Source organism: Pseudomonas sp. GOM7 (genome assembly GCF_026723825.1).
Classification (GTDB): Bacteria; Pseudomonadota; Gammaproteobacteria; order Pseudomonadales; family Pseudomonadaceae; genus Aquipseudomonas.
Genome location: NZ_CP113519.1, coordinates 3,839,199 through 3,863,703, shown reverse-complemented (window position 1 = coordinate 3,863,703; position 24,505 = coordinate 3,839,199). Strand labels below are relative to the sequence as shown.

Here is a 24,505-nt window from a genome sequence, read left to right as displayed (position 1 = left end):
AGGAACGAATTCAGCGGCGATCGTTTCGTGACGCCGCAGATGAATCCGTTCCTGCACCCACGGCATCAGCCGGTCGCCTGGCTTAGCGGGAACAGCAGGTCGACGAAGCGCTCGGCGGTCGGCTGCGGCTCGTGGTTGGCCAGGCCGGCGCGCTCGTTGGCCTCGATGAACACGTGTTCTGGTTGATCGGCGGCCGGCACCAGCAGGTCGAGGCCGACCACCGGAATTTCCAGAGCGCGCGCGGCCTTGATGGCAGCGTCGCGCAGGGTCGGGTGAAGGATCTCGGTGACGTCCTCCAGAGTGCCGCCGGTATGCAGGTTGGCGGTCTTGCGTACCGCCAGGCGCTGGCCGGCCGGCAGCACGCTGTCGTAGTCGAGGCCGGCACCGTGCAGGGTGCGCAGGGTCTCGGCGTCCTTGGGGATGCGGCTCTCGCCGCCGGTAGCGGCCTGGCGACGGCGGCTCTGTGCATCGATCAGTTCACCGATGCTGTGGTGACCGTCGCCGATGATCTCGGCCGGGCGGCGAATGGCGGCTGCCACCACCTCGTAGCCGATCACCAGGATGCGCAGGTCATGGCCTTCGTGGTAGCTCTCCAGCAGTACGCGCTGATCGAACACGCTGGCGCGCTCGATGGCTTCCTGCACCTCGCCCGGCGTGCGCAGATCCACCGCCACCCCCTGGCCCTGTTCGCCGTCCACCGGCTTGACCACCACCGCACCGTGTTCGGCAAGGAAGGCAGCGTTGTCTTCGGCGCTGCCGGCCAGGCATTGCGCTGGCACGCTGAGGCCTGCGCGCGACAGGGCACGGTGGGTCAGGCGCTTGTCCTGGCACAGGGTCATGCTCACGGCGCTGGTCAGGTCGCACAGCGATTCGCGGCAGCGGATGCGGCGCCCGCCATGGCTGAGGGTGAACAGCCCGGCTTCGGCGTCATCCACCTGCACTTCGATGCCGCGACGCAGCGCCTCGTCGACGATGATGCGCGCATAGGGGTTGAGTTCAGCCTGCGGGCCGGGGCCGAGGAACAGCGGCTGGTTGATGCCGTTCTTGCGTTTCAGGCTGAAGGTCTGCAACTCGCGAAAGCCCAGCTTGGCGTAGAGTTTCTTGGCCTGCTTGTTGTCGTGCAGCACCGACAGGTCGAGGTAGTTCAGACCACGGCTCATGCCGTGCTCGATCAGATGGCGCACCAGCACCTCGCCGACGCCAGGGCGGCTGCATTGCGGGTCGACCGCCAGGCACCAGAGGCTGCTGCCGTTTTCCGGGTCGCGGAAGGCACGTTGGTGGTTGAGGCCCATGACGCTGCCGATCACCGCGCCGCTGTCCTCGTCCTCGGCCAGCCAGTAGGTGGGGCCGCCTTCGTTGTAGGGGGTGAGCTTGGCCGGGTCGATGGGTAGCATGTTGCGGGTCTGGTACAGGCAGTTGATGGCCTGCCAGTCGGCGTCGTTCTGCGCCCGGCGAATGCGAAAACCGCGAAAGCTGCGACGTGCCGGGCGGTAATCGGTGAACCACAGGCGCAGGGTGTCGGAAGGGTCGAGGAAGAGTTGCTGCGGGGCGTGGGCCAGCACCTGATGCGGCGCGGCGACGTACAGGGCGATGTCACGCTCGCCGGTCTGTTCGCCTAGTAGCGCTTCGGCCAATGCCGTGGCATCCGGGTAGGTGTGGCCGATCAGCAGCCGGCCCCAGCCGCAATGGATGGCCTGCGGCTGGCTCGGCTCGCTGGTGTGATCTTCGGCCAGGCGCGCTTGCAGGCGTTCGTAGGAAGGCGTCTGGCCGCGGATCAGGCGTTGCTTGAAGGCAGGGGAGCGCATGAGTTGTCCTTCGCCGGTCTGAGCCGGATCGAGTGTTGAGTCGTGCCGATCCCGGATTGCATCCGGGCTGCGACCGTTCTTTAGCTCGTAGGAGCGGCTGGGCGGCATTCCGTTTCGGCCGCGAGCCGCTCCCTTGTCATTACAGCCCTTGCTCGCTCAGCCACAGGTTGAGCGCCGCGAGCTGCCACAGCTTGGAGCCGCGTAGCGGCGTGAGCTGGCTCTGCGGGTTGGTCAGCAACTGGTCGAGCATCTTCGGATTGAACAGGCCGCGATCCTGGCTGGGATCGAGGAGCAGGTCGCGTACCCAGCCGAGGGTGGCGCCTTCCAGATGCTTGAGGCCAGGTACCGGGAAGTAACCCTTGGGCCGGTCGATCACCTCACTGGGGATGACCTTGCGCGCTGCTTCCTTGAGCACGTACTTGCCGCCTTCAGGCAGCTTGAACTGCGCGGGGATACGCGCCGACAGCTCGGCCACGCGGTAGTCGAGGAACGGCGTGCGTGCCTCCAGGCCCCAGGCCATGGTCATGTTGTCCACGCGCTTGACCGGGTCGTCCACCAGCATCACCGTGCTGTCCAGACGCAGCGCCTTGTCCACGGCGGCCTCAGCGCCAGGCTGGGCGAAGTGCTCGCGGACGAACTCGCCGGCCATGTCGCCGGTCAGCCAGGCCGGCTGCACGCAGGCGGCATACTCGTCGTGCTCGCGGTCGAAGAAGGCGGCGCGGTAGGCGGCGAAAGCATCGTCGGCGCCATCGACCTGCGGATACCAGTGGTAGCCGGCGAACAGTTCGTCCGCGCCCTGGCCGCTCTGCACCACCTTGCAGTGCTTGGCCACTTCGCGCGAGAGCAGGTAGAAGGCGATGCAGTCATGGCTGACCATCGGCTCGCTCATGGCGCGGAAGGCCTGCGGCAGTTGCTCGAGGATTTCGTGCTCGCCGATGCGCAACTGGTGGTGACGGGTGGCGAAGCGCTGGGCGATCAGATCCGAATACTGGAATTCGTCGCCGCGCTCGCCGCCGGCATCCTGGAAGCCGATGGAGAAGGTCAGCAGGTTTTCCACGCCGGCTTCACGCAGCAGACCCACCAGCATGCTCGAGTCGACGCCGCCAGAGAGCAGCACGCCAACGTCCACGGCGGCGCGCTGACGAATCTCCACCGCTTCGCGCATGGTCTCCAGCGTACGGTCGCGCCATTCTTCCAGGCCGTAGTTCACTTCCTCGCCCTGCGGGCCGAACTGCAGCGTCCACCAGGTCTGTTGCTCGACCTGGCCGTCGGCGTCGACGCGCATCCAGGTGGCGGGCGGCAGCTTCTCCACGCCAGCCAGGATGGTGCGCGGTGCCGGCACCACGGCGTGGAAGTTCAGGTAGTGGTTGAGGGCGACGGCATCCAGCGTCTTGGCGATGTCGCCGCCTTGCAGCAGGGCTGGCAGCGACGAGGCGAAGCGCAGGCGCTCGCCAGTGCGCGACAGGTACAGCGGCTTGATGCCGAGGCGGTCACGGGCGATGAACAGGCGTTGGCTATCACGCTCCCAGACGGCGAAGGCGAACATGCCGTTGAGCTTGGGCAGCAGCTTTTCGCCCCAGGCGTGGTAGCCCTTGAGCAGCACTTCGGTGTCGCCGCCGGAGAAGAAACGATAACCGAGCGTTTCCAGCTCGGCACGCAATTCGGGGTAGTTGTAGATGGCGCCGTTGAACACCATGGACAGGCCGAGATCGCTGTCGATCATCGGCTGGCCCGAGGCTTCGGCCAGATCCATGATCTTCAGGCGGCGATGGCCGAGGGCGATGGATCCTTGGCTATGGAAGCCATGGGCGTCTGGGCCGCGAGGGGCTTGGTGGTGGGTGATGCGTTCGACTGCCGCCAGATCCGCGGGGCGTCGATCAAAACGTAGTTCTCCAGCTATTGCGCACATAAGTTCCTTACCGGTGTTGCCGTTGGGGAGTGGCCCGTCATCGGGCCTTTTACACCAAAACAAAATAATGCTTTCATGTCAAAGTTTTGGTTGTTATGAATTGGTGCTTATGAGTGATAAAAAAGTTCCTGATGAAATAGAATTGTCATCCGTCATGGCGTTCGAGATGCCCCTGTTTCAGGCCCTGCGGCGCCTTCAGCAGGCGGGGGAGGTGCACGCCAAGCGCCTGTCTCGTTTCGGTGGGCTGACGCCCATGCAACTGATGGTGCTGCAGGTGCTGGCCAGCGAGACGCGGCTGACCGCCAGCGTGCTCAGCAGTCGTGTCAGCCTGACGGCCGCAACGCTGTCCGGCTTGCTCGATCGCCTCGAGGAGCGCGGTTTGCTGCAGCGCCAGCGCGACGACCAGGATCGCCGCCGCCAGTGGCTGTTGATCACCGATGCCGGCCGCGAACTGATCAAACAGGCTTCGTCGCTGATGCCACCGGAGTTCAACCAGCGTTTCGCCGCTTTGGCCGATTGGGAGCGCCACAGTCTGGCAGCGGCCTTGCTGAGGGCGGCCGAGCTGTGCGGTGAAATGGACTGAGGCAAGGCGCTTTATTTCAGAAAAATTCAAGCAGGGTGTTGACTTAGCACCGCCGCCTGCATAAAGTGCGCGCCTCGCTAAGGCACATGGGTGGTTAGCTCAGCCGGGAGAGCATCTGCCTTACAAGCAGAGGGTCGGCGGTTCGATCCCGTCACCACCCACCATTAGCGAATTTGGACGCAAGTCCAGCCGACGCGCAGCGGTAGTTCAGTCGGTTAGAATACCGGCCTGTCACGCCGGGGGGCGCGGGTTCGAGTCCCGTCCGCTGCGCCATTATTTCCCGGATCGACCTTGGGTCGGTTCGAGATGGTAAACCCAGCAGGGTGCCATCGGATGCTACAGAGTTTCATGAGTTCCTTGGACGCAAGTCCAACCGACACGCAGCGGTAGTTCAGTCGGTTAGAATACCGGCCTGTCACGCCGGGGGTCGCGGGTTCGAGTCCCGTCCGCTGCGCCATATACGAAACCCGTCGATCGCAAGATCGACGGGTTTTTTATTTCTTGCGGGATCGGCGCTAGCCAGGCTCCGGGCGAGCATGGATTCGCTTTTGCACTGTAATAAAAAAGCCCCGCACTAGGCGGGGCTCTTTTTCAAGCGATCAGCGCAGATCAACCAACGATCTGAACTTCTTCAGCTTGCATGCCTTTCTGGCCACGGGTAGCCACGAAGGAGACCTGCTGGCCTTCCTTCAGGGTCTTGAAGCCGTCAGCCTGGATGGCTTTGAAGTGTACGAACAGGTCGTCACCGGATTGCGGGGTGATGAAGCCGTAGCCTTTCTCATCATTGAACCACTTGACGGTGCCGTTCTGACGATTGGACATGTGATGTCTCCTAAACAGAATTGATAACAGCCTCGGAAAAGCCCAGGCCGGGACTGAGTGCAACGAGTACTAGGAGTCGGACGATGTTTGGATCGAGATCTAGGCATCAAGTAGCGATTCGCGGTGACACATGCAGCACAGTGATCACACCATACGTGTTTTTATCGCCAAGTGCGAATGCTGGATGCAGCTTTTTTCGCAAATATTGCGCAATGAGCCTGTTGCCGGTCTTTGAAGCGTGGCACCAGCCTCGGTAAGATGCGCTCACTTTTCTTGCAACGACCCAATTCAGGACCTTCGCCATGAGCATCAAATCGGACAAGTGGATTCGCCGCATGGCCCAGGAACAGGGGATGATCGAACCCTTTGTCGAGCGCCAGGTGCGTGGCGCCGATGCCAGCCGCGTGATCTCCTACGGGGTGTCCAGCTACGGCTACGACGTGCGCTGTGCCGATGAATTCAAGGTGTTCACCAACATTCACTCGGCCATCGTCGATCCGAAGAACTTCGACGAGAAGAGCTTCGTCGATATCAAGAGTGACGTCTGCATCATTCCGCCGAACTCCTTCGCCCTGGCCCGCACCGTGGAATACTTCCGCATCCCGCGAGACGTGCTGACCATCTGCCTGGGCAAGAGCACCTATGCGCGTTGCGGCATCATCGTCAATGTCACGCCGCTGGAGCCGGAGTGGGAAGGCCACGTGACCCTGGAGTTCTCCAACACCACCAATCTGCCGGCGAAGATCTACGCCAACGAGGGCGTGGCGCAGATGCTGTTCCTGCAGTCCGACGAGGCCTGTGAAGTGTCCTACCGTGACCGGGGTGGCAAGTACCAGGGCCAGACCGGCGTGACCCTGCCCAAGGCCTGAATGCCTGGCAGCGCTACGAAGCCGGGCCATGCCCGGCTTTTTCATGGGCGAAGTCATTGGTCGAAAAGGCTGAATCTTCCCGAGCGGGCAGCACTCAACCTGCTACAGCCCACGCTCAGGAGAGCCCGCCATGTCCCTTGTCGACCTCAATGCTGCCGCCATTCCCGGCCAGCCCAATCCCGACGTGCCGGATCAGCCCGGTAAACCCGTGCCGCCGCAGGAGCCGGGCGAGCCGACCTTGCCCGATCAGCCGCCTCCTGCGCCGGTTGCCGGTTGCCGCCCTCGAGAAATCTGCGAGCGCAGCGCACGTCCGGCCGAGCGAGTGGTCAACGGACGGTTCTGAGAGGGCGCTCCATCCCCATGCCGAATACGAAGAAGCCGGGTAATGCCCGGCTTCTTCGTTATGCCTGCGAATTATCAGGGCACCAGCGGCAGCTCGCGCTTGTGGCGAGTGTTGTCGTAGGTGCGCACGATGGTGGCATAGGCTTCGTCGCTGACCTTTTCGCCATGCAGAAAGGCGTCGATCTCGGCATAGGTCACGCCGTGCGCTTCCTCGTCCGGTTTGCCTGGGCGCAGCTCTTCCAGGTCGGCGGTCGGGGTTTTCATCACCAGGTGCTGCGGTGCGCCCAGATGTGCGGCAATGGCGCGCACCTGCTTCTTCACCAGGCCGGACAGCGGGGCGAGGTCGCAGGCGCCGTCACCGAACTTGGTGAAGAAGCCCATTACCGCTTCGGCAGCATGGTCGGTGCCGATCACCAGGCCATTGTTGGCGTTGGCGATGGCGAACTGGGCGACCATGCGGATACGCGCCTTGATATTGCCGACGACGAAGTCGCGGCGTGCATCGCTGAGTTTCTGCAGATGGGTGACCTGCTCGCCGAGGCCGGTCACGCTGCTGGCGATATTGACCGTGTCCTCTTCATCGGCGCGGATGAATTTCAGCGAATCCTGGGCATCGTGCTCGTCGTGCTGAGCGTTGTGCGGCAGGCGCACGGCGATGAAGCGGTAGGTGCTATCGCCGGTTTCCGCCCGCAGTTCCTCGACCGAGAGCTGGGCCAGACGCCCGGCGGTCAGCGAGTCGACGCCACCACTGATGCCCAGCACCAGCACCTTGAGGCCGGCATTCTTCAGGCTGTTCTTGATGAAGGTCTTGCGCTTCTCGATCTGGGCGATCAGCGCGGCCTCGTCGGCGAAGGGCGGCACCACATCGAGGGCGGCGGCGATTTCGGCTTGGCGGTTGCTCATGTCGGTGTCCTCACTGGGCGTCAGGGACGCGAAAGACGTGTTTGAGGTAGTGGACGAAATTCTCGTCGCGGCATTGGGTCTTGCCGGGTGTATCGGAGATCTTGGCCACCGGCTGACCGTTGCAGGCGATCATCTTGATCACGATGTTCATCGGCTCGACGCCGGGGATGTCGCAGGTCAGGTTGGTGCCAACGCCGAAGCTTACGTGTATTCGCCCGCTAAGTGCACGGTAGAGCCGTAGCGACTTGGGCAGGTCGAGGCCGTCGGAGAACACCAGGGTCTTGCTCATCGGGTCGATGCCGAGCTTCTCGTAGTGGGCGATGGCTTTTTCCGCCCACACCAGCGGGTCGCCGGAGTCGTGACGCAAGCCGTCGAAGAGCTTGGCGAAGTACAGGTCGAAATCCGCCAGGAAGGCGTCCATGGTGATGCAGTCGGTCAGGGCGATACCGAGCAGGCCACGGTACTCACGTACCCAGCAGTCGAGCGCGGCGATCTGGCTGTCGATCAGGCGTGGGCCCAGTTGCTGGTGCGCCATCAGCCATTCGTGGGCCATGGTGCCGATGGGCTTGAGGTCGAATTCGCGTGCCAGGTGCACGTTGCTGGTGCCGACGAAACGGCCAGGGAAGTCGCGCTTGAGGATATGCACCGCCTGCTCCTGCACGCGGTAGGAGAAGCGCCTGCGGGTGCCGAAATCGGCGAGCTGGAAGCCGGCCAGTTCGCTTGGCGAGGCTTCGGCCTTGAGCCAGTCGAATTTCTCGTAGAGGCGTTCGGCGGCCTGCTCCAGCAGGACTTCGCGGTAGCGATAGCGGTTGCGTACTTCGCTGACGACGGCCAGCAGCGGAACCTCGAAGAGGATCACGTGCAGCCAGGGGCCGCGCAGGCGAATGCTCAACTGGCCATCTTCGATGCTGGTGTGCACGTAGCGCAGGTTGAAGCGGAACAGGCTGAGGAAACGGATGAAGTCCGGTTTGATGAAGGAGATGCGCTCGAGGAAGGCGAGCTGGTCGACACTCAGGCTCAGTTCGCTCAGACGTTCGATCTGGTAACGGATCTCGGCCAGATAAGGGGTCAGATCCTCGCTGCTGCGGCAGCGGAATTCCCATTCCACCTCGGCGTTGGGGTAGTTGTGCAGCACTGCCTGCATCATGGTCAGCTTGTAGAAGTCGGTGTCCAGCAGGTTCTGCACGATACGCTCGGCGAAGATGCTCTCGCTCATCGCGGATTCTCCTTGGCTAAGAGGCTGTCCAGCTGTTCCAGGCTGGCGCTGAGGGTGATGCCGCGCTCGCGCATGGCGACGCAGGCGGCTTCGGCAGTTTCGCTGGCGATTGCGCGGCAGGCCGGCAGGTGGACGATCACCTCGAAGCCTGCGCGGCGCAGTTGCAGGGCCGTGGTCTTGACGCAGTAATCCAGCGCCAGGCCGCCGACCAATACAAGGTCGACGCCATTTTGCCGAAGAAATTCGATCACGCCTGTGCTGCGTTTCTCGGCCAGGTCGTGATAGCAGGCGCCGTAGGGGTGCAGATCCGGCTCCACGCCTTTCCACACGAAGTAGTCGTAATCCAGAGGCGCGGGCAATCCGTCCAGCAGCTCGAAACCGGGGGTGCCGGGTACGCAATGGCTGACCCAGGTGAGGTCGGCATTGGCCAGCGGCAGGGGTTGCAGCATCTGCGCAGGTTCCGGCACCACCCAGGCGGCCTGCGGGCTGTGGGCGTCCTTGCTGCCGAGGCGCAACTGCCCGCGCATGGCCATCTGGTTCAGCGCCGGCACTATGGTATCGCCTTCGGGTACGGGCAGTTCGTCGGGGCACAGCGGGGTAAAGCCTTTCTGAGCGTCTACGTCGAGGCTGGCGATCTTCATGGTGCGCCTCCTTCTTGCGCATGGGGTGACTACATATTTCATCTGGTGAAATATGTAGTCAAGAGGTTTTTCTCATCGGGGCGTGAAAGATGGCGGATTATTGGTCAAGATGAAGTAAGTGGTAAGGAAAATTGAGGGACGCGATGAGTGCAGTGGAGGTTCTGGCCGGGGTGGATATCGTGGCCCTGCGTCTGGGCGACGAAGGTGGTCTGCAGGTGCTGCTGCTGCGCCGTCAGCGTGAGCCCTATGCCGGGCAATGGGCACTGCCGGGTGTGCTGGTCAACGGTCGTTGTGCCGATGCCAGCCTGGATGCCGCCGCCGCCCGTGCCCTGGCGGACAAGGCCAGGCTGCAGCCACAGTATCTGGAACAGGTGGCGACGGTGGGCAATGGCGTGCGCGACCCGCGTGGCTGGTCGCTGAGCACCTGCTACCTGGCGTTGCTGGCACCGGACGCCGAGGCGCAGGACGAAAACCTGCGCTTCGTCGAGGCGCAGGCGGTCACCCGCGGCGCGCAGGCGTTGCCTTTCGACCATGCGCAACTGGTACGCCTGGCGGTGGAACGCCTGCAGGGCAAGTCGGTGTACAGCTCGCTGCCGCTATACCTGCTGGCGTCGCGCTTCACCGTGACCGAGGCGCTCGGTGCGTTCCAGGCCTGTCTGGGCCAGCCGCTGCAGCACACCACCTTGCGCGGGCGCCTGGACAGAATGAAGGCGCAAGGCTGGATCCATGACACCGGCGAGAAGAACTACCCGAAGATGGGGCGACCCCAGAACTTGCTGGAGCACCGCCCGGTGGCGACGGGCGCCTTCATCTTCGACCGCAGCCTGCTCGCCTGAACGCTGACAGGCCACGTACGGACTGTCATCCTGTGCCGATGTCGTTCGCGCCACGAGATCTTCGCCATGCCCTTACAGAGCCTCGACTCACTCAATGCGCTGCCGGCCGCTACCTGGGATGCGCTGTTGCCCGAGCCGCAGCCCTTCGTGCGCCATGCCTTTCTCTCCGCACTGGAGGACAGCGGCAGCGTCGGCGGGCACAGTGGCTGGCAGCCATCGCATCGCCTCTGGTGCGATGAGAGTGGGCAGGTGCAGGCGGCGCTGCCGGCCTATCTCAAGCAGCATTCCTATGGCGAATACGTGTTCGACCATGCCTGGGCCGATGCCTGTCGGCGCGCCGGTATCGCCTATTACCCCAAGCTGCTCGGTGGCGTGCCGTTCTCGCCAGTCGCTGGTGCGCGCCTGCTCGGCGCGGCGCAGGCGGCGGAGCAGTTGCTCGATGCCCTGAGCATCGCCCTGGAGGACGAGGGGCTGTCGAGCCTGCATGTCAACTTCACTTCGCCGGCTTGCGATCAGGTGCTGGCCGGGCGTGACGGTTGGTTGCAGCGCCTGGGTTGCCAGTTCCACTGGCACAACCGTGGCTATCGCGACTTCCAGGACTTTCTCGATGCGCTCAGCTCGCGCAAACGCAAGCAAATGCGCAAGGAGCGCGAGCAGGTGGCCGGGCAGGGCATCGAGTTCGACTGGCGTCAGGGCCATGAGCTGAGCGAGGCGGACTGGGATTTCGTTTACCACTGCTATGCCAATACCTACCATGTGCGCGGCCAGGCACCCTACCTGACGCGCGCTTTCTTCAGCCTGCTGGCCGAGCGCATGCCCGAGGCGATTCGCCTGGTGCTGGCGCGCCAGCATGGCCGTGCAGTGGCCATGGCCTTCTGCTTGGTGGGCGGCGATACCCTCTATGGGCGCTACTGGGGCTGCCTGGCCGAGTTCGACCGCCTGCATTTCGAGACCTGTTTCTATCAGGGCATGGCGTTGGCCATCGATGCCGGCTATGCCCGCTTCGATGCTGGCGCGCAGGGCGAACACAAGCTGATTCGTGGTTTCGAGCCGGTCATCACGCATTCCTGGCACCGTCTCTGCCATCCTGGCTTGCGTGCCGCCGTGGCGGATTTTCTCGAGCAAGAGCGCCCAGGCGTGCGCGCCTATGCCGAAGAGGCCCGTGGTTATCTGCCCTTCCGGCAGTTATGATCGCGCGCCTCGCGGTGATGGCACGCACGTCGGTAAGTGCCCGGTGCTGGAGTTTCCTGCAAAAAATCCAGAGTTTTTTGCAAGAAGCAGACGCGGTGCAACCTCTACATTCCGCCGTCGGCTGTTATCAGGCCGTTTTTGCCGGTGTCTTGCTAGGCTCTGTACGAAAGAACGCCGAAGGCTAATGCTTTTCGTAGATAGCCTAGGATGAACCGGGTACCACCTCCCATGATCCGTATCAACACGGCGTGGTGCTTGCGTGGTGTTCGCCCCGAGCGAATGCGTTTTGCCAATGCTGGGAGTGGCCGAGTCCACGCCCTATAACAACAAACGAGAGGGGAGCCCCCCAAATGACAGCTAGTACTCCAATGCTGGTCACCTTCGTGGTGTACATCGCCGCCATGGTGCTGATCGGTCTGATCGCCTATCTGCGTACCAAGAACCTTTCCGACTACATCCTCGGTGGCCGCAGCCTCGGCAGTTTCGTCACCGCGCTGTCCGCCGGTGCTTCGGATATGAGCGGCTGGTTGCTGATGGGCCTGCCGGGCGCCATCTTCGTTGCCGGTATCTCGGAAAGCTGGATTGCCATTGGCCTGGTCATCGGCGCCTACCTGAACTGGCTGTTCGTGGCCGGCCGTCTGCGTGTGCAGACCGAGCACAATGGTAACGCGCTGACCCTGCCGGACTACTTCACCAATCGTTTCGAGGACAACAGCCGCATCCTGCGTATCTTCTCGGCGCTGGTGATCCTGGTGTTCTTCACCATCTACTGCGCCTCCGGCGTGGTGGCCGGCGCCCGTCTGTTCGAGAGCACCTTCGGCATGTCCTACGAAACCGCACTGTGGGCCGGCGCTGCCGCCACCATCGCCTACACCTTCATCGGTGGTTTCCTGGCGGTGAGCTGGACCGACACCGTGCAGGCCACCCTGATGATCTTCGCGCTGATCCTCACTCCCGTGGTGGTGATGATCGCCACTGGTGGTTTCGACCCGGCCATGGTGGCCATCGAGGCGGTCGACGCCAGCCACTTCGACATGCTCAAGGGCGCCACCTTCGTCGGCGTGATCTCGCTGATGGCCTGGGGCCTGGGCTACTTCGGCCAGCCGCATATCCTGGCGCGATTCATGGCGGTCGATTCGGTGCGCTCGATCCCGGCTGCTCGCCGCATCTCCATGACCTGGATGATCCTGACCCTGGCTGGTGCCGTTGCCGTTGGCTTCTTCGGTATCGCCTACTTCTCGGCACACCCGGACGTAGCCGGCCCGGTCGGCGAGAACCCGGAACGCGTGTTCATCGAGCTGGCCAAGCTGCTGTTCAACCCCTGGATCGCCGGCATCCTGCTGTCTGCCATCCTCGCCGCGGTGATGAGCACCCTGAGTTGCCAACTGCTGGTGTGCTCCAGTGCCCTGACCGAAGATTTCTACAAGGCCTTCCTGCGCAAGGGCGCTTCGCAGACCGAGCTGGTCTGGGTCGGCCGCGCCATGGTGCTGCTGGTGGCTCTGGTGGCCATCGCTCTGGCCGCCAATCCGGATAACCGCGTACTGGGCCTGGTGTCCTACGCCTGGGCTGGTTTCGGTGCTGCCTTCGGCCCGGTGGTGATCCTCTCTCTGGTGTGGAAGGGCATGACCCGCAACGGCGCACTGGCCGGTATGCTGGTCGGTGCGGCTACCGTGATCGTGTGGAAGAACTGGATCGGCCTGGGTCTGTACGAGATCATTCCGGGCTTCATCCTCGCCACCCTGGCCATCGTCGTCTTCAGCCGTATCGGTCAGGCGCCGAGCGCCTCGATGATCAGCCGCTTCGACAAGGCCGAGCAGGAATACAAGTCGGTATAATCCGGCAGGCTGTACAGAAGGCGATGATTGCACGGCAGTCATCGCCTTTTTTCATTTCATGCGATCTGAACACGGAACTGCCTCATGCACAGCAACGATCCCTTGCACGGCCTCAGCCTGCAGACAATTCTCACCGCACTGGTCGAGCGTCTCGGCTGGGAGGGGCTGGCGCGCGAGGTGGACGTGCGCTGTTTCAAGCATGAGCCGAGCATCAAGTCGAGCCTGACCTTCCTGCGCAAGACGCCCTGGGCACGGGCCAAGGTCGAGGCGTTGTACCTGCAGACCTTCCGTGTAGGCGATTGAGTGCCTGCCAGCAGCGTGATGCGTTGGCGTCGGTTTACTGCCAACTGATCCGGGTGGTGCTGGTAGGCGTTGTGCACAGCGTGGCGCTGGCGGCTTCGAGGTAGGGGGCCAGGATCGGCGCCATACCCTTGAGCACTTGCACCGGCAGTGCCGAGGTGAAGGAGAACCCCTCGGCGTCGCGCCCAGGCACGAAGGCGGTGAGGGTGCCGTAATGCCGCGGACCGAGGTAGAAGACGAAGGTGGCCGTGCGGTTGAGCGCCCGTGAACTGAGCACGCGGCCCCCAGAACCCACGCTTTCGATGCGGTTGTCGCCGGTGCCGGTCTTGCCACCCAGGGTCAGCAGTTGTCCGTTCGCCAATTGGAAACTGCCCTGCAGGCGCCTGGCAGTGCCGCCTTCGACCACCTGCGAAAGGGCTTCGCGCAGCGCCGCAGCGACCTCCGAAGGCATGACCCGGCGCGCCTTGCGTCCTTCGTTGTGCAGGCGGGTTTCGTAGGGCGTGCCAACGGCGAAGTGCAGGCTTTCGATGCGTAGCACCGGCTGGCGGATGCCGTCGTTCTGGATGATGCCCATGAGCTCGGCCAGGGCCGCTGGGCGATCACCCGAGCTGCCCAGGGCGGTGGCCAGCGAGGGCACCAGATGGCCGAAGGGGTAGCCCAGGTTGCGCCAGCGCCGGTGGATGTCGGAGAAGGCCTCCACCTCCAGCATGATGCGAATGCGGCTGTCGCGGGCGCTCTTATGCCGGCTGCGCAGGAGCCAGCCGTAGACCTCCTGACGCTCGCCGAAGCTGGCGGCGACGGCATCCTCGAAGCTGGCCTGCGGGTGGCTGGCGAGAAAGCCCAACAGCCACAGTTCCAGTGGATGCACCCGGGCGATGTAGCCCTGATCCGGCAGGCTGTAGGCACCGGGGGCATAACGCGTGTAGAGCTGCTCGATGCGTGCGTCGCTCAGCGCCTGTTGCGGTAGCTGTGCGCGCAGGAAGGCGGCGAAGCTGTCGCGCTCGGCGTCGGGGTGCAGGTAGCGATGCACGGCGGCCAGGCGTACTGGGGTTTGCTGCAGACCGCTGAGGAAGGTTTCCAAACGCAGTTGCTCGGGTTGGCCCTGGTACTTGCGCCAGAAGCGCAGGAGGAAGGTGCGCCCTTCGCGGTCGGCGAAACGCTGCAGATATTGCAGGCGGCGTGGATCCTCGTCGTCCTTGAGCAGTTCGGCGCTGTTCTGGTAGGTGCTGTAGCGCACCAGGTCGCGCATCAGGCGTACGAAGGGCAGGTTGATCGACTCGCGCAGCGCCTCGCGCACTGTGGGATTGCGGTCGTTGTCCTGGCGTCGGAAGTTGCCGAAGGTATGCACGCCGCCGCCGGTGAAGAAACGCTCGTGTGGGTTGGCCGAATAGCGCCGTTGTAGCGCGGCATCGAGCATGCTGGCCAGGTCGGCATCAGGATGCCGGCGCAGGTAATCGATGCTCCAGCGACTTAGCGGATCCTGTTCGGCGATATCCAGCGCAGCCAGCTCGGCGGCGGATTTTCCGGCATGGCGGCGATGCAGCTCGGCGATGATCTCCAGATAGGTGGTCAATACCCGCAGCTTGGCGGTGGAGCCCAGCTCCAGCTTGCTGCCTTCGTTGATGTCGAACGGCTGATCGGTGCTGTCGGTCTGCACCCGCACCAGGCTGCCATTGGCGGTGCGCTCGAACAGGGTGAAGCTGTAGCGCACGGCGGCGGTTTTCTGCGGTGACAGCAGGCGTTCGCCGAACAGCCCGATGTCTTCCGCGAAGCCCGGTTCGGCCAGGCGTTGCAGGTAGCGGCTGACGGCCTGCTGGAGATCATGTTGCAGCGTGCTGTGGGCGCTGAGATCGAGGCGGTCGAGGTCATACAGCGGCATGCCCAGCAGGCTGGACAGGCGCGAGCGTACCACGCTGATGCCCTTGTCGTTCTCCACCGTGCGCAGGTTGGGCTGCAGTGCCCAGTCGCGGTACTCCATGGGCTGATCCAGTGCGGCGTCGCGCAGCTTGGAGTCAATCACCCCGGCACTGGCCAGTAGGCGGATATGGCTGTCGGTCAGGGCTTGCAGATCCTTGCGACCCTGGGCCAGGTAATAGGTCGGGCGACGCTGGGCGATCATCAGCGACAGCACCTGACGCAACGCCAGGCCCCGCTCGGCGGCACTGGCCTGGGGCGTGCGTGCAGGGTCGAGCAGGGCGTTGACCTGGGCGAAGTCGGCGCCGTACCAGATGTGCAGACCATCGGCCAGACCATGCACCTCGCCATGCCCGGGCGCCGCCGACAAGGGCACGCTGTTGAGGTAGTCGCGCACGATGCGCTGGCGTGCGGCCAGGGTCTGCGGGCCTTGCTGGTAAGCACGCACGCTGGCGGAAATCATCTGGCGCAGTTTTTCCCCGCCAGACAACGTCAGCCCGTCCGGGGAATGGCGGTACTTCTCCAGTTGCGTGGCCAGGGTGCTGCCACCGGCGGACTGATCCTGCATGTCGAGCAGCTTGCCGAGCTGCGACAGCGCCGCCATGGCGAAACGTGGCCAGTCGACGGCTGGGTTGGCCAGGGGTTGCGTGGGATCCAGCAGATGACGGTTCTCGATGAACAGCAGGCTGCTGACAACCAGGGGTGGGATGTCCGCGAAGCTGGCGTAGCCTTGTCGGGGATAGTGGAAGTCATAGAAGGGCAGGCCACGGCAGTCGGTCAGCGTCAGGCCGCTGCTGCTCTTCTCCACATAGGGCGGGAAGAACCCGCTCTGGCTGTAGCGCAGCAGTGCCGGAGAGAAACGCACCTGCTCGGTGATGCTGAAATCGCGTTGCTGCAGGCGCTCGAGCAGCAGGGGCAGATAGGCGTAGCCCTGGCGTTTGTCGAACGGGCCGTCGCTGGGGTAAACGATGGCCGGGCTCGGCCCCGGCGCCAACTGGTAGGTCAGGGTGGCGGCATAGCGGCTCAGCTCACGGGACTGGAAATGCGCGCTGCGTAGCTCGAAGGCCAGTAGCAGGGCCGCGCCCAGTATCAGCAGCGCCAACAACGCATAGCAGAGCCGGCGTCTGTGCCGTCTCCTTTTGCGCGCCTGCATTCCTTGCTGCGAATGGTCGTACCGCTGAAAAGCGGAGTGCCTTGATACGCCCATGACCCACCACTCGTGCCACGCTCAGCTATCAGATGCTTGTCGTGTAACTGCAGTCTAGCCCGTCTACCCGATAGTTGCTGGGAGCCGTGCGTGCCTCTGCAATAGGCCCTAGAATGCCTAGGGTCTGTTGCCGTTCCGTCGCGGCCGTGCGCGAAACGGCAACAGACCCTAGCACGTCTCGCGCAAGGACTCCCCCATGCAACGCGATCACCGTGAACAATTGCAGTTGAGCTGGCAGGCCAATGCCGATGCCTGGGCGGCGGCGGTACGTGAGCAGCGCATCGAGAGCCGTCGCCTGGTGACCGATGCGGCGATCCTCCAGGCCGTGCTGGCCTTGCAGCCCAGGCGCGTGCTGGACATCGGCTGTGGCGAAGGCTGGCTATGCCGTGGCCTGTTCGAGCATGGCATCGAGTCGGTGGGTGTGGATGCTTCGGCGCCCCTGATCGAACAGGCGCGCGCCGCCTGCAAGGGCGGCAGCCAGTACCGTGTGTGCGGCTATGCCGAATTGCAGAACCATGCCGAGCAGTTGGGGCGCTTCGAGGTGCTGGTGTGCAATTTCGCCCTGCTCGAAGAGCCGCTCGAAGCCTTCATGCAGAGCCTGCACGGGCTGTTGGCGCCGGGTGGCAGCCTGTTGATCCAGACCCTGCACCCCTGGCGCGCCAGCCACGGGGAGCCCTATCAGGACGGCTGGCGGGTCGAGGATTTCGCCGGTTTCGGTGAAGGTTTCAAGGCGCCCATGCCCTGGTTCTTCCGCACGTTGCAGTCCTGGTTGAGCCTGATCGCGGCCACTGGCTGGCGCCTGGAGTGGCTGCAGGAGCCACTGCACCCGGAAAGCGTGCAGCCGGTATCGCTGCTGCTGCTGCTCAAGCCGCTCTGATCATGCAATTGCTGCTGAATCTCGACGTTCCCGATCTGCCGGCTGCGGTGGCTTTCTATCAGCAGGCCCTCGGGCTGAGCGTCGGACGAGTGTTGTTTGATGGCACGGTCGTCGAGCTACTCGGCGCAGGCGTACCGCTCTACCTGTTGCACAAGGCCGCAGCCACTCCAGCGTGTTCGCAGGCCGACGTGCGGCGCGACTATCAGCGGCACTGGATGCCGTTGCATCTGGATCTGCTCGTCGATGATCTGGACACTGCGCTGGCGCGGGTGCTCGCCGCTGGCGCGCAACAGGAAGGTGAGATCAGTGAACATGACTGGGGACGTCTGGTCACATTGAGCGATCCCTTTGGCCACGGACTGTGTCTGCTGCAATGGCGTGGTGAGGGGTATGACCTGGTCAGAAGCCCTGTGGGAGAAAGCGATGCGCAGAATTGAATTGGCAGGCGTGCAGGTGCCGGTGATCGGCCAGGGCACCTGGCGCATGGGTGAGGATGAGCGCCAGCGCGCGCGTGAGGTCGCCGCACTGCGTGAAGGGCTGGATCTGGGGCTGAGCCTGATCGACACCGCCGAGATGTACGGCGAGGGTGGCGCGGAGCAAGTGGTGGGCGAGGCCATTGCCGGGCGCCGTGACGAGGTGTTTCTGGTCAGCAAGGTCTATCCGCACAACGCCAGTCTGGACGGTGTCCAGGCGGCCTGTGAGCGCAGCCTGAAGCGCCTGGGTTGCGAGCGTATCGATCTCTACCTGCTGCACTGGCGCGGTCGCCATCCGCTGGCGGAGACCGTCGAAGGCTTCGAGCGGCTGCGTGAGCATGGCAAGATCGCGGCCTGGGGCGTTTCCAACTTCGATCTGGACGACCTGCTCGAACTGGATCAGCCGGCGTGCCGAACCAATCAGGTGCTGTACAACCTGGAAGCACGTGGCATCGAACATGATCTGTTGCCTTGGCAGCAGCGCGTTGGCATGCCGCTGATGGCCTACTGTCCGCTGAGTCAGGCGGGTGCCTTGCTGCATGAGCCCAGGCTGCGCCAGGTCGCCGAGCGGCATGGGGGGACGCCGGCTCAGGTAGCGTTGGCCTGGACACTCAGGCAGGACGGCGTGATTGCCATTCCCAAGGCGGTCGACAGTTCGCATCTGCGCGATAACGCCGCGGCGGCTGCCATTAGCCTGCAGGCGGATGACCTGGTTTTGTTGGATGAGGCCTTCGCACCGCCGCAGGGCAAGCGACCGCTGGAAATGGTCTGAAGGGGCTGGCAGCGTGGCATTGCCCCGGAACGGAAAGGCGACAGGATCTGCCGCCGGCAATCAGTTGGCTGGATCGGCCGCCAGGCGTCCGGCGTCCTTGAGCAGCGCCTTGAGGAAGGCCTCCTGCAATTCCGGATCATTGCGGGTCAGCTCGATCAGGCTCTGTTCCAGCTCGCTGGCTTCTTCTTCCAGGCCGAGGTCGGACAGGCGTTTGACCCGATGCACCCACTGGGCCACGTCGTCGCCTTCCAGGTCGTCGAAGATCAGGTCATGGGCTTCGCGCAACTTGCTGCGCAGGGTATGGCTGACCAGCAGGCTGGCCTGCGCCCGGGCCTGACCCTGTTCATCCTCGACGCTCAGCAGCAGGGTGCCGATGCGGCCGATGTCCTGTTCACTGAAGGGGCTGTCGAGCAGGTTCAGGCGTAGCACGCCATTGCGATCGGTGAGCAGCTCGAATTGTTGCTGGTTGGCCTTGACCTGCACAGGGCGCTCGGCCCATGGCAGGTTGCTGTACTCCATGCGCCGATCACGCTGGGTTTCGTTGATGCTGGCCAGGTTCTGCTCCGCGCGGCCGTTGGACTCGACGTTCATGAAGGGGTTGAGGCCGGCCATGCCGTAGCTGATCCAGTCACGGGTCGCGGTTTCCGGCAGGCTGCCGAGCAGCACCACGTTGAGCACGTTGGCACCGACACCGGCGACCACCGCCACCGCACCCATGGGCACCTCGTAGAGCTCGCGCCAGGGCTGGTAGGGGGTGTAGCGGTCGTAGCGACGGGTAACCTCGAAGGCAGTGACCTCGAAGCTCTTCTGCTCATGCACGCGCACGCGCCGTTGCGGCAGCTCCAGCACCTTGGGTTCACCGACATCGATCTGCAGGCTGTGATCCAGCAGTTTGCGTTCGATACGCTCCTCGTGTTCGCTGCGCTGCGGCAATTGATTGGCGCAGCCGCCGAGGAAGAGGGCGCCGCACAGGGCGGCGCCGATGAGGCGAAGGTTGTAGCTCGTGTGCATGATGGCTCGGCGGTGCGCTGTGATCAGCGGCTGATACGGGCTTGCAGGAAGGGCAGGATATCGGCCAGGGCGACGGCTTGCGGCTCGGTCTCGGCGCGGCTCTTGTACTCGAGGTTACCCTCGGCCAGGCCACGATCGCTGACCACGACGCGGTGCGGAATGCCGATCAGCTCCATGTCGGCGAACTTGATGCCGGGGCTGGTCTTCTTGTCGCGGTCATCCAGCAGCACCTCGAAACCAGCGGCGGTCAGCTCGGCATAGAGCTTGTCGGTGGCCTCGCGGACCTGCTCGGTTTCGTAGCGCAGCGGTATCAGGGCGATGTGGAAGGGCGCCAGGGCGTCGTTCCAGCGAATGCCGCGCTCGTCGAAATTTTGTTCGATGGCGGCTGCCACCACGCGGGAAACGCCAATACCGTAGCAGCCCATGGTCAGGGTCACCGGCTTGCCGTTCTCACCCAGCACCTGGCAGTTCATCGCCTCGCTGTACTTGGTGCCGAGCTGGAAGATATGCCCGACTTCGATGCCGCGCTTGATCACCAGGGTGCCCTGGCCATCCGGGCTGGGGTCACCTTCGACGACGTTGCGCAGGTCGGCCACGGTGGGCACCGGCAGGTCGCGCTCCCAGTTGACGCCGAAGTAGTGCTTGTCGTCGATGTTGGCACCGATGACGAAGTCGCTCATCAGCTCCACGGAACGGTCGATGATCACCGGCAACGGCAGGTTCAGCGGGCCGAGGGAACCGGCACCGGCACCGATGGCCGCGCGCAGTTCGGCATCGCTGGCCATGGTCAGCGGGCTGGCGACCTGCTCCAGGTTGGCGGCCTTGATCTCGTTGAGTTCGTGGTCGCCACGCACCACCAGGGCGATCAGCTTGCCTTCTTCGGCGGCGTGCACGATCAGGGTCTTGATGGTCTTCTCGATCGGCAGGTCGAAGCCTTCGACCAGGGCGGCGATGGTCTTGGCATTCGGGGTATCGACCAGGCGCAGTTCTTCGGTCGGCGCCGGGCGGCTTTTCTCGCGCGGCAGCGCTTCGGCTTTTTCGATGTTGGCGGCGTAATCGGAGCTGTCGCTGAAGGCGATATCGTCCTCACCGGAGTCGGCCAGCACATGGAATTCGTGCGAGCCGGTGCCACCGATGGAGCCGGTATCGGCCTGCACCGGGCGGAAGTTCAGGCCCAGGCGGGTGAAGACGTTGCAGTACGCCTGGTGCATGCGGTCGTAGGTTTCCTGCAAGGACGCCTGGTCGGCATGGAAGGAGTAGGCGTCCTTCATGATGAACTCGCGGCCACGCATCAGGCCGAAGCGCGGACGGATCTCGTCACGGAACTTGGTCTGGATCTGATAGAAGTTGATCGGCAACTGCTTGTAGCTGTTCAGCTCGTTGCGGGCCAGCTCGGTGATCACTTCCTCATGGGTCGGGCCGACGCAGAATTCGCGGTCATGGCGATCCTTGACGCGCAGCAGCTCGGGGCCGTATTGCACCCAGCGACCGGACTCCTGCCACAGTTCGGCCGGCTGGATGGCCGGCATCAGCACTTCCAGGGCGCCGGCGGCGTTCATTTCCTCGCGTACCACGTTCTCCACCTTGCGCAGTACGCGCAGGCCCATCGGCAGCCAGGTGTACAGGCCGGAGGCCAGCTTGCGGATCATGCCGGCACGCAGCATCAGCTGGTGGCTGATCACCACGGCATCGGAAGGGGTTTCTTTCAGGGTCGAGAGCAGGAACTGACTGGTACGCATGTTTGGCCGTTCTGTCGGTTGCTAGGGCGTGTAGTAGCCCGGCATTGTACGGTGCCTGCACAGTGCCGTACAGGACGTGGGCAAGCCCATTGGCGTGATCGTACGGGGGAGTGGAAGATGTCGACATTGACCGCGCCAGAGGTGCAGGCGCTGATTCGGGCCGGGCTGCCCATGGCAGAGGATATCGACCTGCGCATCGACCGGCTCGATGCCGAGGGTGTAGTGGCGCGTGTGCCGTTTCACGCCAGGTTGGTTCGCCCGGGCGGCACGCTTTCCGGCCCGACCATGATGGCCCTGGGGGATGCCGCCATGTATGCCGTCGTGCTCGGGCGCCTGGGGCGTGTGGAAATGGCGGTGACGTCCAATCTGAATATCAATTTCCTGGTCAAGCCCAGGCCGGTGGATCTGTTGGCGCATGCCACCGTTCTGCGCCTCAGTCGGCGGCAGGCGGTGTGTGAGGTCTCTATCTATTCGGCGGGCAACGAGGAGGAGTTGGTAGCCCATGTCACGGGCACCTATGTGTTGCCGGGTTGATTGGCGAAAGGGTTCTGCCTGAAATGAAACAGCCCGGCAAAAGCCGGGCTGATTTTTACGTGAGTCGTTAAGTAATCGCAGGGATTACAGAACGCTCAGCGGGTACTCCACGATCAGGCGGAAGTCGTTGTTGTCAGAGCCATAGTTAGCATTCTGCGAGCTGTTAGCGCGATAGATGGCGCTACGAACGCGGAAAGACAGGTCTTTAGCGGCGCCTTCTTGAACGACGTATTTGGTCTCGAAGTTGAATTCGTTCTCTTCGCCGTCTTCAGTGCCAGCGCCGTAGCTGACGTTATCACCGGTGATGTAGCGAGCCATGAAGCTCAGACCCGGTACGCCATAGGCAGCCATGTCGATGTCGTAACGAGCTTGCCAGGAACGCTCGTCTTTGCCGTTAAAATCGGAATACTGAACCGAGTTACCCAGCCAGACGGTACCGCCGCCATCGATGCCATAGTTATGGCCGGTGTCGCCGGTGGAGCGCTGATGAACGATGGTGAAGGTATGGGCGCCCAGAGAGTAGGCTGCTGCCAGGCTCCAGATCTTATTATCGACTTTGCCAGCGAGTGCTTGGCCATCGTCGTCCGTTTTATAGAAGTTGAAGTCGAAGTTCATCGACTGCTCCTCTGCGAAGGGCAGAGTGTAGTTCAGGTTAACGTACTTCTTCTTCCAGAAATCTTCGACATCGGATGCGTGAATGGCACCACTGAAATTGTCGGTAAAGCTGTAGCTGGCACCCACGATGTTAGCTGACTTCAGGGTTCTGTTCCCTTGAGTCTTGCTGTCCCTACCAGTTGCAGTTTGGCTGCTCAGGGCAGTGAAACGACCGGCAGTTAGTTCCAGGCCTTCAATCTCATTGCTGGTGATCAGAGCGCCAGTAGCGACTTCAGGCAGGATACGTGCATCATCAGTAGAAAATACCGGACTGGCGACCATCTGGTTGCCGTACTTCAATACGGTGTTGGATACACGGAATTTGACAGCACCGCCAACTTCGCTCTGAGTGTCCTCGGGCTGGCCATCACCGTTTTTCGAGAACTGACCGATACCTGCGCGGCCTTTGCCACTATCCAGTTTGATGCTGCTCAGTGAGTGTGCGTCTACACCTACACCTACGGTGCCTTGGGTGAAACCAGATTCGTACAGCAGGCGGATGCCGAGGCCGAACTCTTCACTGTAGCCATTGCGCTTGCTGGAGGCGCCGTCAGTAGTGGTGTCAGCGCCGTTTTTGTAGTCACGGTTGTGATACAGGGCGCGATTGAAAATGTTGAAGCTGCTGTCTTCGATAAATCCATTGGATTCGGACTGCGCGCTGGCGAAGGCCATTTGGCTGGTGCCCGCGGCGACTGCCAGGGCGATTACGCTCCACTTCATCACTTGCATCGTGAATGCTCCTTGGGGTTTGGAAGAGTTGCGCTGCCCAATCTTTTGTTATATGGGCGGCTCTTTCTTTTTGTGTCGGCGGTAACTTATAGCACGCAACCAGTGTTGGCGATAGTTTCAGTCTATTCCTTGCGGCTTCTGTGGCTCCATGTCGCATGGAGTTGGGAAGGATGTCGCAAATCTGTAGCTGCTCTTGACGTGCTATGGCAAGCCGACGCTCTCGCGGTTCTGTCGTGCCGGATACCGCTGTTATTGGTTGACTGCACGGTGTACCGGGCATTGTGCAGTGCATTAGCAAGAGTCGTGCTCAAAATGGCATTCTCAGGCTAATCCGTTGATTCTCGTGGAGGCATCCGGGTGTAAAGCGGGAATTTCGTCACGTTTGGCTCTATTTTCATGAGCTGCGTTGGTCTGCTGGCGTGGGGCATGGGTGTTGCTCGGTTCACTCGGTCAGGCCTTGGCTACCGGGGGTAGGCTTTTGCTGGTAACGAGGTAGCAGGAGGTATTACCCAAGGAAACAAAATGGTGCGCGCTCGTGACGTGGGTGCATTCTGCTGGTGCACTCTTCTTGAGGTGACCTGTCGGGGCAGGCTGCGTATGCTGCGCGCCTTGTGGCTCGGGGCGATGCCTCGATGTCAAACTGTGCAGGTTATCGCCAGAGGAGTGCTGCCATGTTCAGCCTGGATTCGCGTTTGCAGCAGGACTGCCTGCTGCTGGGGGACTTTCCGTTGTCGCGTCTGTTGCTGATGAATGACGCGCAATATCCCTGGTTCATTCTCGTGCCAAGGCGTGAGGAGGTCAGCGAGCTGTTCCAGCTCGATGCCGAGGATCAGCGCCAGCTCTGGCAGGAAACCACCTGGCTGGCCGAAACGCTCAAGGATACCTTCGCTGCCGACAAGATGAACGTGGCGACGCTGGGCAATATGGTGAGCCAGTTGCATATGCACGTGATCGTGCGCCGTCGCGATGATATTGCCTGGCCGGCCCCTGTCTGGGGTAGGCATACGGCAGTACCCTATACCTCCGCGCAGGTCGAGGCGCTCAAGGGCAAGCTGCGCCTGGTTCTGACCGAGGACTTTCGTTTCGCCGAGGAGGACGCATGAGTCTGGAAGCACGCATTACCGAACTGGAGAGCCGCTTGGCCTTTCAGGACGACACGATTCAGGCGCTCAACGATGAGCTGGTCGAGCAGCAGCGGCGTATTGAGCGCCTGCAGTTGCAGTTGGCGGCTCTGGCGCGGCGTCAGGAGGAGTTGCAGGGGCAGGTGGGGGTGATCGAGAGCGAGGCGCCACCGCCACATTACTGAGTTTTAAAACAAGAAGCCCGCGACGATTCGCGGGCTT

Annotated in this window: 23 protein-coding genes and 3 tRNA genes; 16 read left to right on the top strand and 10 right to left on the bottom strand. The window is 63.0% G+C overall.

What is annotated here, in order from left to right; genetic code table 11:
* Positions 1 to 65: 65 nt before the first annotated feature.
* A complete protein-coding gene (gene ngg / locus OU800_RS16990; protein WP_268178508.1) occupies positions 66 to 1,805 on the bottom strand; it encodes an N-acetylglutaminylglutamine synthetase in 1,740 nt (579 codons plus the stop codon).
* 139 nt (positions 1,806 to 1,944) lie between these two features.
* Positions 1,945 to 3,714: an N-acetylglutaminylglutamine amidotransferase gene (locus tag OU800_RS16985; protein ID WP_268178507.1), complete on the bottom strand. Its 1,770-nt coding sequence runs from the start codon at positions 3,712 to 3,714 to the stop codon at positions 1,945 to 1,947.
* 109 nt (positions 3,715 to 3,823) lie between these two features.
* Between OU800_RS16985 and OU800_RS16980 the strand changes: the two genes are divergently transcribed.
* The 4 genes from OU800_RS16980 (at position 3,824) to OU800_RS16965 (ending at position 4,754) form a co-directional block, all read left to right on the top strand.
* Complete coding sequence (locus OU800_RS16980) at positions 3,824 to 4,297, top strand: MarR family winged helix-turn-helix transcriptional regulator (protein ID WP_268178506.1); 474 nt, start codon at positions 3,824 to 3,826, stop codon at positions 4,295 to 4,297.
* A gap of 88 nt (positions 4,298 to 4,385) precedes the next feature.
* A tRNA-Val gene (locus OU800_RS16975) sits at positions 4,386 to 4,461 on the top strand.
* A 32-nt stretch (positions 4,462 to 4,493) separates the two neighbouring features.
* Positions 4,494 to 4,570 (top strand) — tRNA-Asp (locus tag OU800_RS16970).
* Positions 4,571 to 4,677: 107 nt separating this feature from the next.
* Positions 4,678 to 4,754, top strand: a tRNA-Asp gene (locus OU800_RS16965).
* 152 nt (positions 4,755 to 4,906) lie between these two features.
* Here OU800_RS16965 and OU800_RS16960 read toward each other — a convergent pair.
* Positions 4,907 to 5,119 carry a cold-shock protein gene (locus OU800_RS16960; protein WP_268178504.1) on the bottom strand — a complete coding sequence of 71 codons (213 nt, stop codon included), beginning with the start codon at positions 5,117 to 5,119 and terminating at the stop codon, positions 4,907 to 4,909.
* Between the two features lie 302 nt (positions 5,120 to 5,421).
* Here OU800_RS16960 and dcd point away from each other — a divergent pair, with 302 nt between their 5' ends.
* Both dcd and OU800_RS16950 read left to right on the top strand, forming a co-directional pair.
* Positions 5,422 to 5,988 carry a dCTP deaminase gene (gene dcd / locus OU800_RS16955; RefSeq protein ID WP_268178502.1) on the top strand — a complete coding sequence of 189 codons (567 nt, stop codon included), beginning with the start codon at positions 5,422 to 5,424 and terminating at the stop codon, positions 5,986 to 5,988.
* 130 nt (positions 5,989 to 6,118) lie between these two features.
* Positions 6,119 to 6,331: a hypothetical protein gene (locus OU800_RS16950; protein WP_268184452.1), complete on the top strand. Its 213-nt coding sequence runs from the start codon at positions 6,119 to 6,121 to the stop codon at positions 6,329 to 6,331.
* Between the two features lie 74 nt (positions 6,332 to 6,405).
* On the opposite strand, the gene nadE is transcribed toward OU800_RS16950, so the two are convergent.
* Genes nadE through OU800_RS16935 form a run of 3 tightly spaced genes read right to left on the bottom strand, consistent with a single transcriptional unit; the run spans position 6,406 to position 9,132 of the window.
* A complete protein-coding gene (gene nadE / locus OU800_RS16945; RefSeq protein WP_268178500.1) occupies positions 6,406 to 7,233 on the bottom strand; it encodes an ammonia-dependent NAD(+) synthetase in 828 nt (275 codons plus the stop codon).
* Positions 7,234 to 7,243: 10 nt separating this feature from the next.
* Entirely contained in the window at positions 7,244 to 8,449 is a 1,206-nt protein-coding gene (gene pncB / locus OU800_RS16940; RefSeq protein ID WP_268178499.1) for a nicotinate phosphoribosyltransferase, read from the bottom strand.
* The gene (locus OU800_RS16935; RefSeq protein ID WP_442964711.1) at positions 8,446 to 9,132 is read right to left on the bottom strand and encodes a nicotinamidase; all 687 of its coding nucleotides are present in this window, start codon (positions 9,130 to 9,132) and stop codon (positions 8,446 to 8,448) included. Before OU800_RS16935 ends, pncB begins: the two co-directional genes overlap by 4 nt.
* Positions 9,133 to 9,233: 101 nt before the next feature.
* On the opposite strand from OU800_RS16935, the gene OU800_RS16930 reads away from it, so the two are divergent.
* From OU800_RS16930 to OU800_RS16915, 4 genes are all read left to right on the top strand, one after another.
* Positions 9,234 to 9,926, top strand: a complete 693-nt coding sequence (locus OU800_RS16930) for an NUDIX domain-containing protein (protein ID WP_268178497.1) — start codon at positions 9,234 to 9,236, stop codon at positions 9,924 to 9,926.
* A 66-nt stretch (positions 9,927 to 9,992) separates the two neighbouring features.
* Positions 9,993 to 11,117, top strand: coding sequence for a GNAT family N-acetyltransferase (locus tag OU800_RS16925; RefSeq protein ID WP_268178496.1), 1,125 nt, complete (start codon positions 9,993 to 9,995; stop codon positions 11,115 to 11,117).
* A 350-nt stretch (positions 11,118 to 11,467) separates the two neighbouring features.
* Entirely contained in the window at positions 11,468 to 12,952 is a 1,485-nt protein-coding gene (putP, locus tag OU800_RS16920) for a sodium/proline symporter PutP (protein WP_268178495.1), read from the top strand.
* 84 nt (positions 12,953 to 13,036) lie between these two features.
* Positions 13,037 to 13,255, top strand: coding sequence for a VF530 family protein (locus tag OU800_RS16915; protein WP_268178494.1), 219 nt, complete (start codon positions 13,037 to 13,039; stop codon positions 13,253 to 13,255).
* A gap of 34 nt (positions 13,256 to 13,289) precedes the next feature.
* Here the strand turns inward: OU800_RS16915 and OU800_RS16910 are convergent, their stop codons facing one another.
* Positions 13,290 to 16,373 (bottom strand): transglycosylase domain-containing protein, encoded by a 3,084-nt coding sequence (locus OU800_RS16910; RefSeq protein ID WP_442964710.1) that lies wholly within the window; start codon positions 16,371 to 16,373, stop codon positions 13,290 to 13,292.
* 196 nt (positions 16,374 to 16,569) lie between these two features.
* On the opposite strand from OU800_RS16910, the gene OU800_RS16905 reads away from it, so the two are divergent.
* Genes OU800_RS16905 through OU800_RS16895 form a run of 3 tightly spaced genes read left to right on the top strand, consistent with a single transcriptional unit; the run spans position 16,570 to position 18,495 of the window.
* Complete coding sequence (locus OU800_RS16905; protein WP_268178491.1) at positions 16,570 to 17,250, top strand: class I SAM-dependent methyltransferase; 681 nt, start codon at positions 16,570 to 16,572, stop codon at positions 17,248 to 17,250.
* Positions 17,251 to 17,252: 2 nt separating this feature from the next.
* The gene (locus tag OU800_RS16900; RefSeq protein WP_268178489.1) at positions 17,253 to 17,687 is read left to right on the top strand and encodes a VOC family protein; all 435 of its coding nucleotides are present in this window, start codon (positions 17,253 to 17,255) and stop codon (positions 17,685 to 17,687) included.
* Complete coding sequence (locus OU800_RS16895; RefSeq protein ID WP_268178488.1) at positions 17,674 to 18,495, top strand: aldo/keto reductase; 822 nt, start codon at positions 17,674 to 17,676, stop codon at positions 18,493 to 18,495. The genes OU800_RS16900 and OU800_RS16895 overlap by 14 nt, the downstream gene beginning before the upstream one ends.
* 60 nt (positions 18,496 to 18,555) lie before the next feature.
* On the opposite strand, the gene OU800_RS16890 is transcribed toward OU800_RS16895, so the two are convergent.
* Positions 18,556 to 19,506: a hypothetical protein gene (locus OU800_RS16890; RefSeq protein WP_268178487.1), complete on the bottom strand. Its 951-nt coding sequence runs from the start codon at positions 19,504 to 19,506 to the stop codon at positions 18,556 to 18,558.
* Positions 19,507 to 19,529: 23 nt separating this feature from the next.
* Positions 19,530 to 21,245 carry a proline--tRNA ligase gene (locus OU800_RS16885; protein WP_268178485.1) on the bottom strand — a complete coding sequence of 572 codons (1,716 nt, stop codon included), beginning with the start codon at positions 21,243 to 21,245 and terminating at the stop codon, positions 19,530 to 19,532.
* Between the two features lie 126 nt (positions 21,246 to 21,371).
* Between OU800_RS16885 and OU800_RS16880 the strand changes: the two genes are divergently transcribed.
* A complete protein-coding gene (locus tag OU800_RS16880) occupies positions 21,372 to 21,779 on the top strand; it encodes a PaaI family thioesterase (RefSeq protein ID WP_268184359.1) in 408 nt (135 codons plus the stop codon).
* An 84-nt stretch (positions 21,780 to 21,863) separates the two neighbouring features.
* Here OU800_RS16880 and OU800_RS16875 read toward each other — a convergent pair whose 3' ends face one another.
* Entirely contained in the window at positions 21,864 to 23,162 is a 1,299-nt protein-coding gene (locus OU800_RS16875) for an OprD family porin (protein WP_268178483.1), read from the bottom strand.
* A 671-nt stretch (positions 23,163 to 23,833) separates the two neighbouring features.
* Here OU800_RS16875 and OU800_RS16870 point away from each other — a divergent pair.
* Both OU800_RS16870 and OU800_RS16865 read left to right on the top strand, forming a co-directional pair.
* Positions 23,834 to 24,265, top strand: coding sequence for an HIT family protein (locus tag OU800_RS16870; protein WP_268178481.1), 432 nt, complete (start codon positions 23,834 to 23,836; stop codon positions 24,263 to 24,265).
* Positions 24,262 to 24,468 (top strand): SlyX family protein, encoded by a 207-nt coding sequence (locus OU800_RS16865; RefSeq protein ID WP_268178479.1) that lies wholly within the window; start codon positions 24,262 to 24,264, stop codon positions 24,466 to 24,468. The genes OU800_RS16870 and OU800_RS16865 overlap by 4 nt, the downstream gene beginning before the upstream one ends.
* Positions 24,469 to 24,505 lie beyond the last annotated feature (37 nt).

Coding starts and splice junctions, on each gene's coding strand:
- OU800_RS16930 (WP_268178497.1), top strand. CDS start 9,234: ATGAGTGCAGTGGAGGTTCTGGCCGGGGTGGATATCGTGGCCCTGCGT.
- dcd (WP_268178502.1), top strand. CDS start 5,422: ATGAGCATCAAATCGGACAAGTGGATTCGCCGCATGGCCCAGGAACAG.
- OU800_RS16985 (WP_268178507.1), bottom strand. CDS start 3,714: ATGTGCGCAATAGCTGGAGAACTACGTTTTGATCGACGCCCCGCGGAT.
- OU800_RS16915 (WP_268178494.1), top strand. CDS start 13,037: ATGCACAGCAACGATCCCTTGCACGGCCTCAGCCTGCAGACAATTCTC.
- OU800_RS16900 (WP_268178489.1), top strand. CDS start 17,253: ATGCAATTGCTGCTGAATCTCGACGTTCCCGATCTGCCGGCTGCGGTG.
- putP (WP_268178495.1), top strand. CDS start 11,468: ATGACAGCTAGTACTCCAATGCTGGTCACCTTCGTGGTGTACATCGCC.
- pncB (WP_268178499.1), bottom strand. CDS start 8,449: ATGAGCGAGAGCATCTTCGCCGAGCGTATCGTGCAGAACCTGCTGGAC.
- nadE (WP_268178500.1), bottom strand. CDS start 7,233: ATGAGCAACCGCCAAGCCGAAATCGCCGCCGCCCTCGATGTGGTGCCG.
- OU800_RS16870 (WP_268178481.1), top strand. CDS start 23,834: ATGTTCAGCCTGGATTCGCGTTTGCAGCAGGACTGCCTGCTGCTGGGG.
- OU800_RS16925 (WP_268178496.1), top strand. CDS start 9,993: ATGCCCTTACAGAGCCTCGACTCACTCAATGCGCTGCCGGCCGCTACC.
- OU800_RS16950 (WP_268184452.1), top strand. CDS start 6,119: ATGTCCCTTGTCGACCTCAATGCTGCCGCCATTCCCGGCCAGCCCAAT.
- OU800_RS16895 (WP_268178488.1), top strand. CDS start 17,674: ATGCGCAGAATTGAATTGGCAGGCGTGCAGGTGCCGGTGATCGGCCAG.
- OU800_RS16885 (WP_268178485.1), bottom strand. CDS start 21,245: ATGCGTACCAGTCAGTTCCTGCTCTCGACCCTGAAAGAAACCCCTTCC.
- OU800_RS16960 (WP_268178504.1), bottom strand. CDS start 5,119: ATGTCCAATCGTCAGAACGGCACCGTCAAGTGGTTCAATGATGAGAAA.
- OU800_RS16910 (WP_442964710.1), bottom strand. CDS start 16,373: ATGGGCGTATCAAGGCACTCCGCTTTTCAGCGGTACGACCATTCGCAG.
- OU800_RS16890 (WP_268178487.1), bottom strand. CDS start 19,506: ATGCACACGAGCTACAACCTTCGCCTCATCGGCGCCGCCCTGTGCGGC.
- OU800_RS16905 (WP_268178491.1), top strand. CDS start 16,570: ATGCAACGCGATCACCGTGAACAATTGCAGTTGAGCTGGCAGGCCAAT.
- ngg (WP_268178508.1), bottom strand. CDS start 1,805: ATGCGCTCCCCTGCCTTCAAGCAACGCCTGATCCGCGGCCAGACGCCT.
- OU800_RS16865 (WP_268178479.1), top strand. CDS start 24,262: ATGAGTCTGGAAGCACGCATTACCGAACTGGAGAGCCGCTTGGCCTTT.
- OU800_RS16875 (WP_268178483.1), bottom strand. CDS start 23,162: ATGCAAGTGATGAAGTGGAGCGTAATCGCCCTGGCAGTCGCCGCGGGC.
- OU800_RS16980 (WP_268178506.1), top strand. CDS start 3,824: ATGAGTGATAAAAAAGTTCCTGATGAAATAGAATTGTCATCCGTCATG.
- OU800_RS16935 (WP_442964711.1), bottom strand. CDS start 9,132: ATGAAATATGTAGTCACCCCATGCGCAAGAAGGAGGCGCACCATGAAG.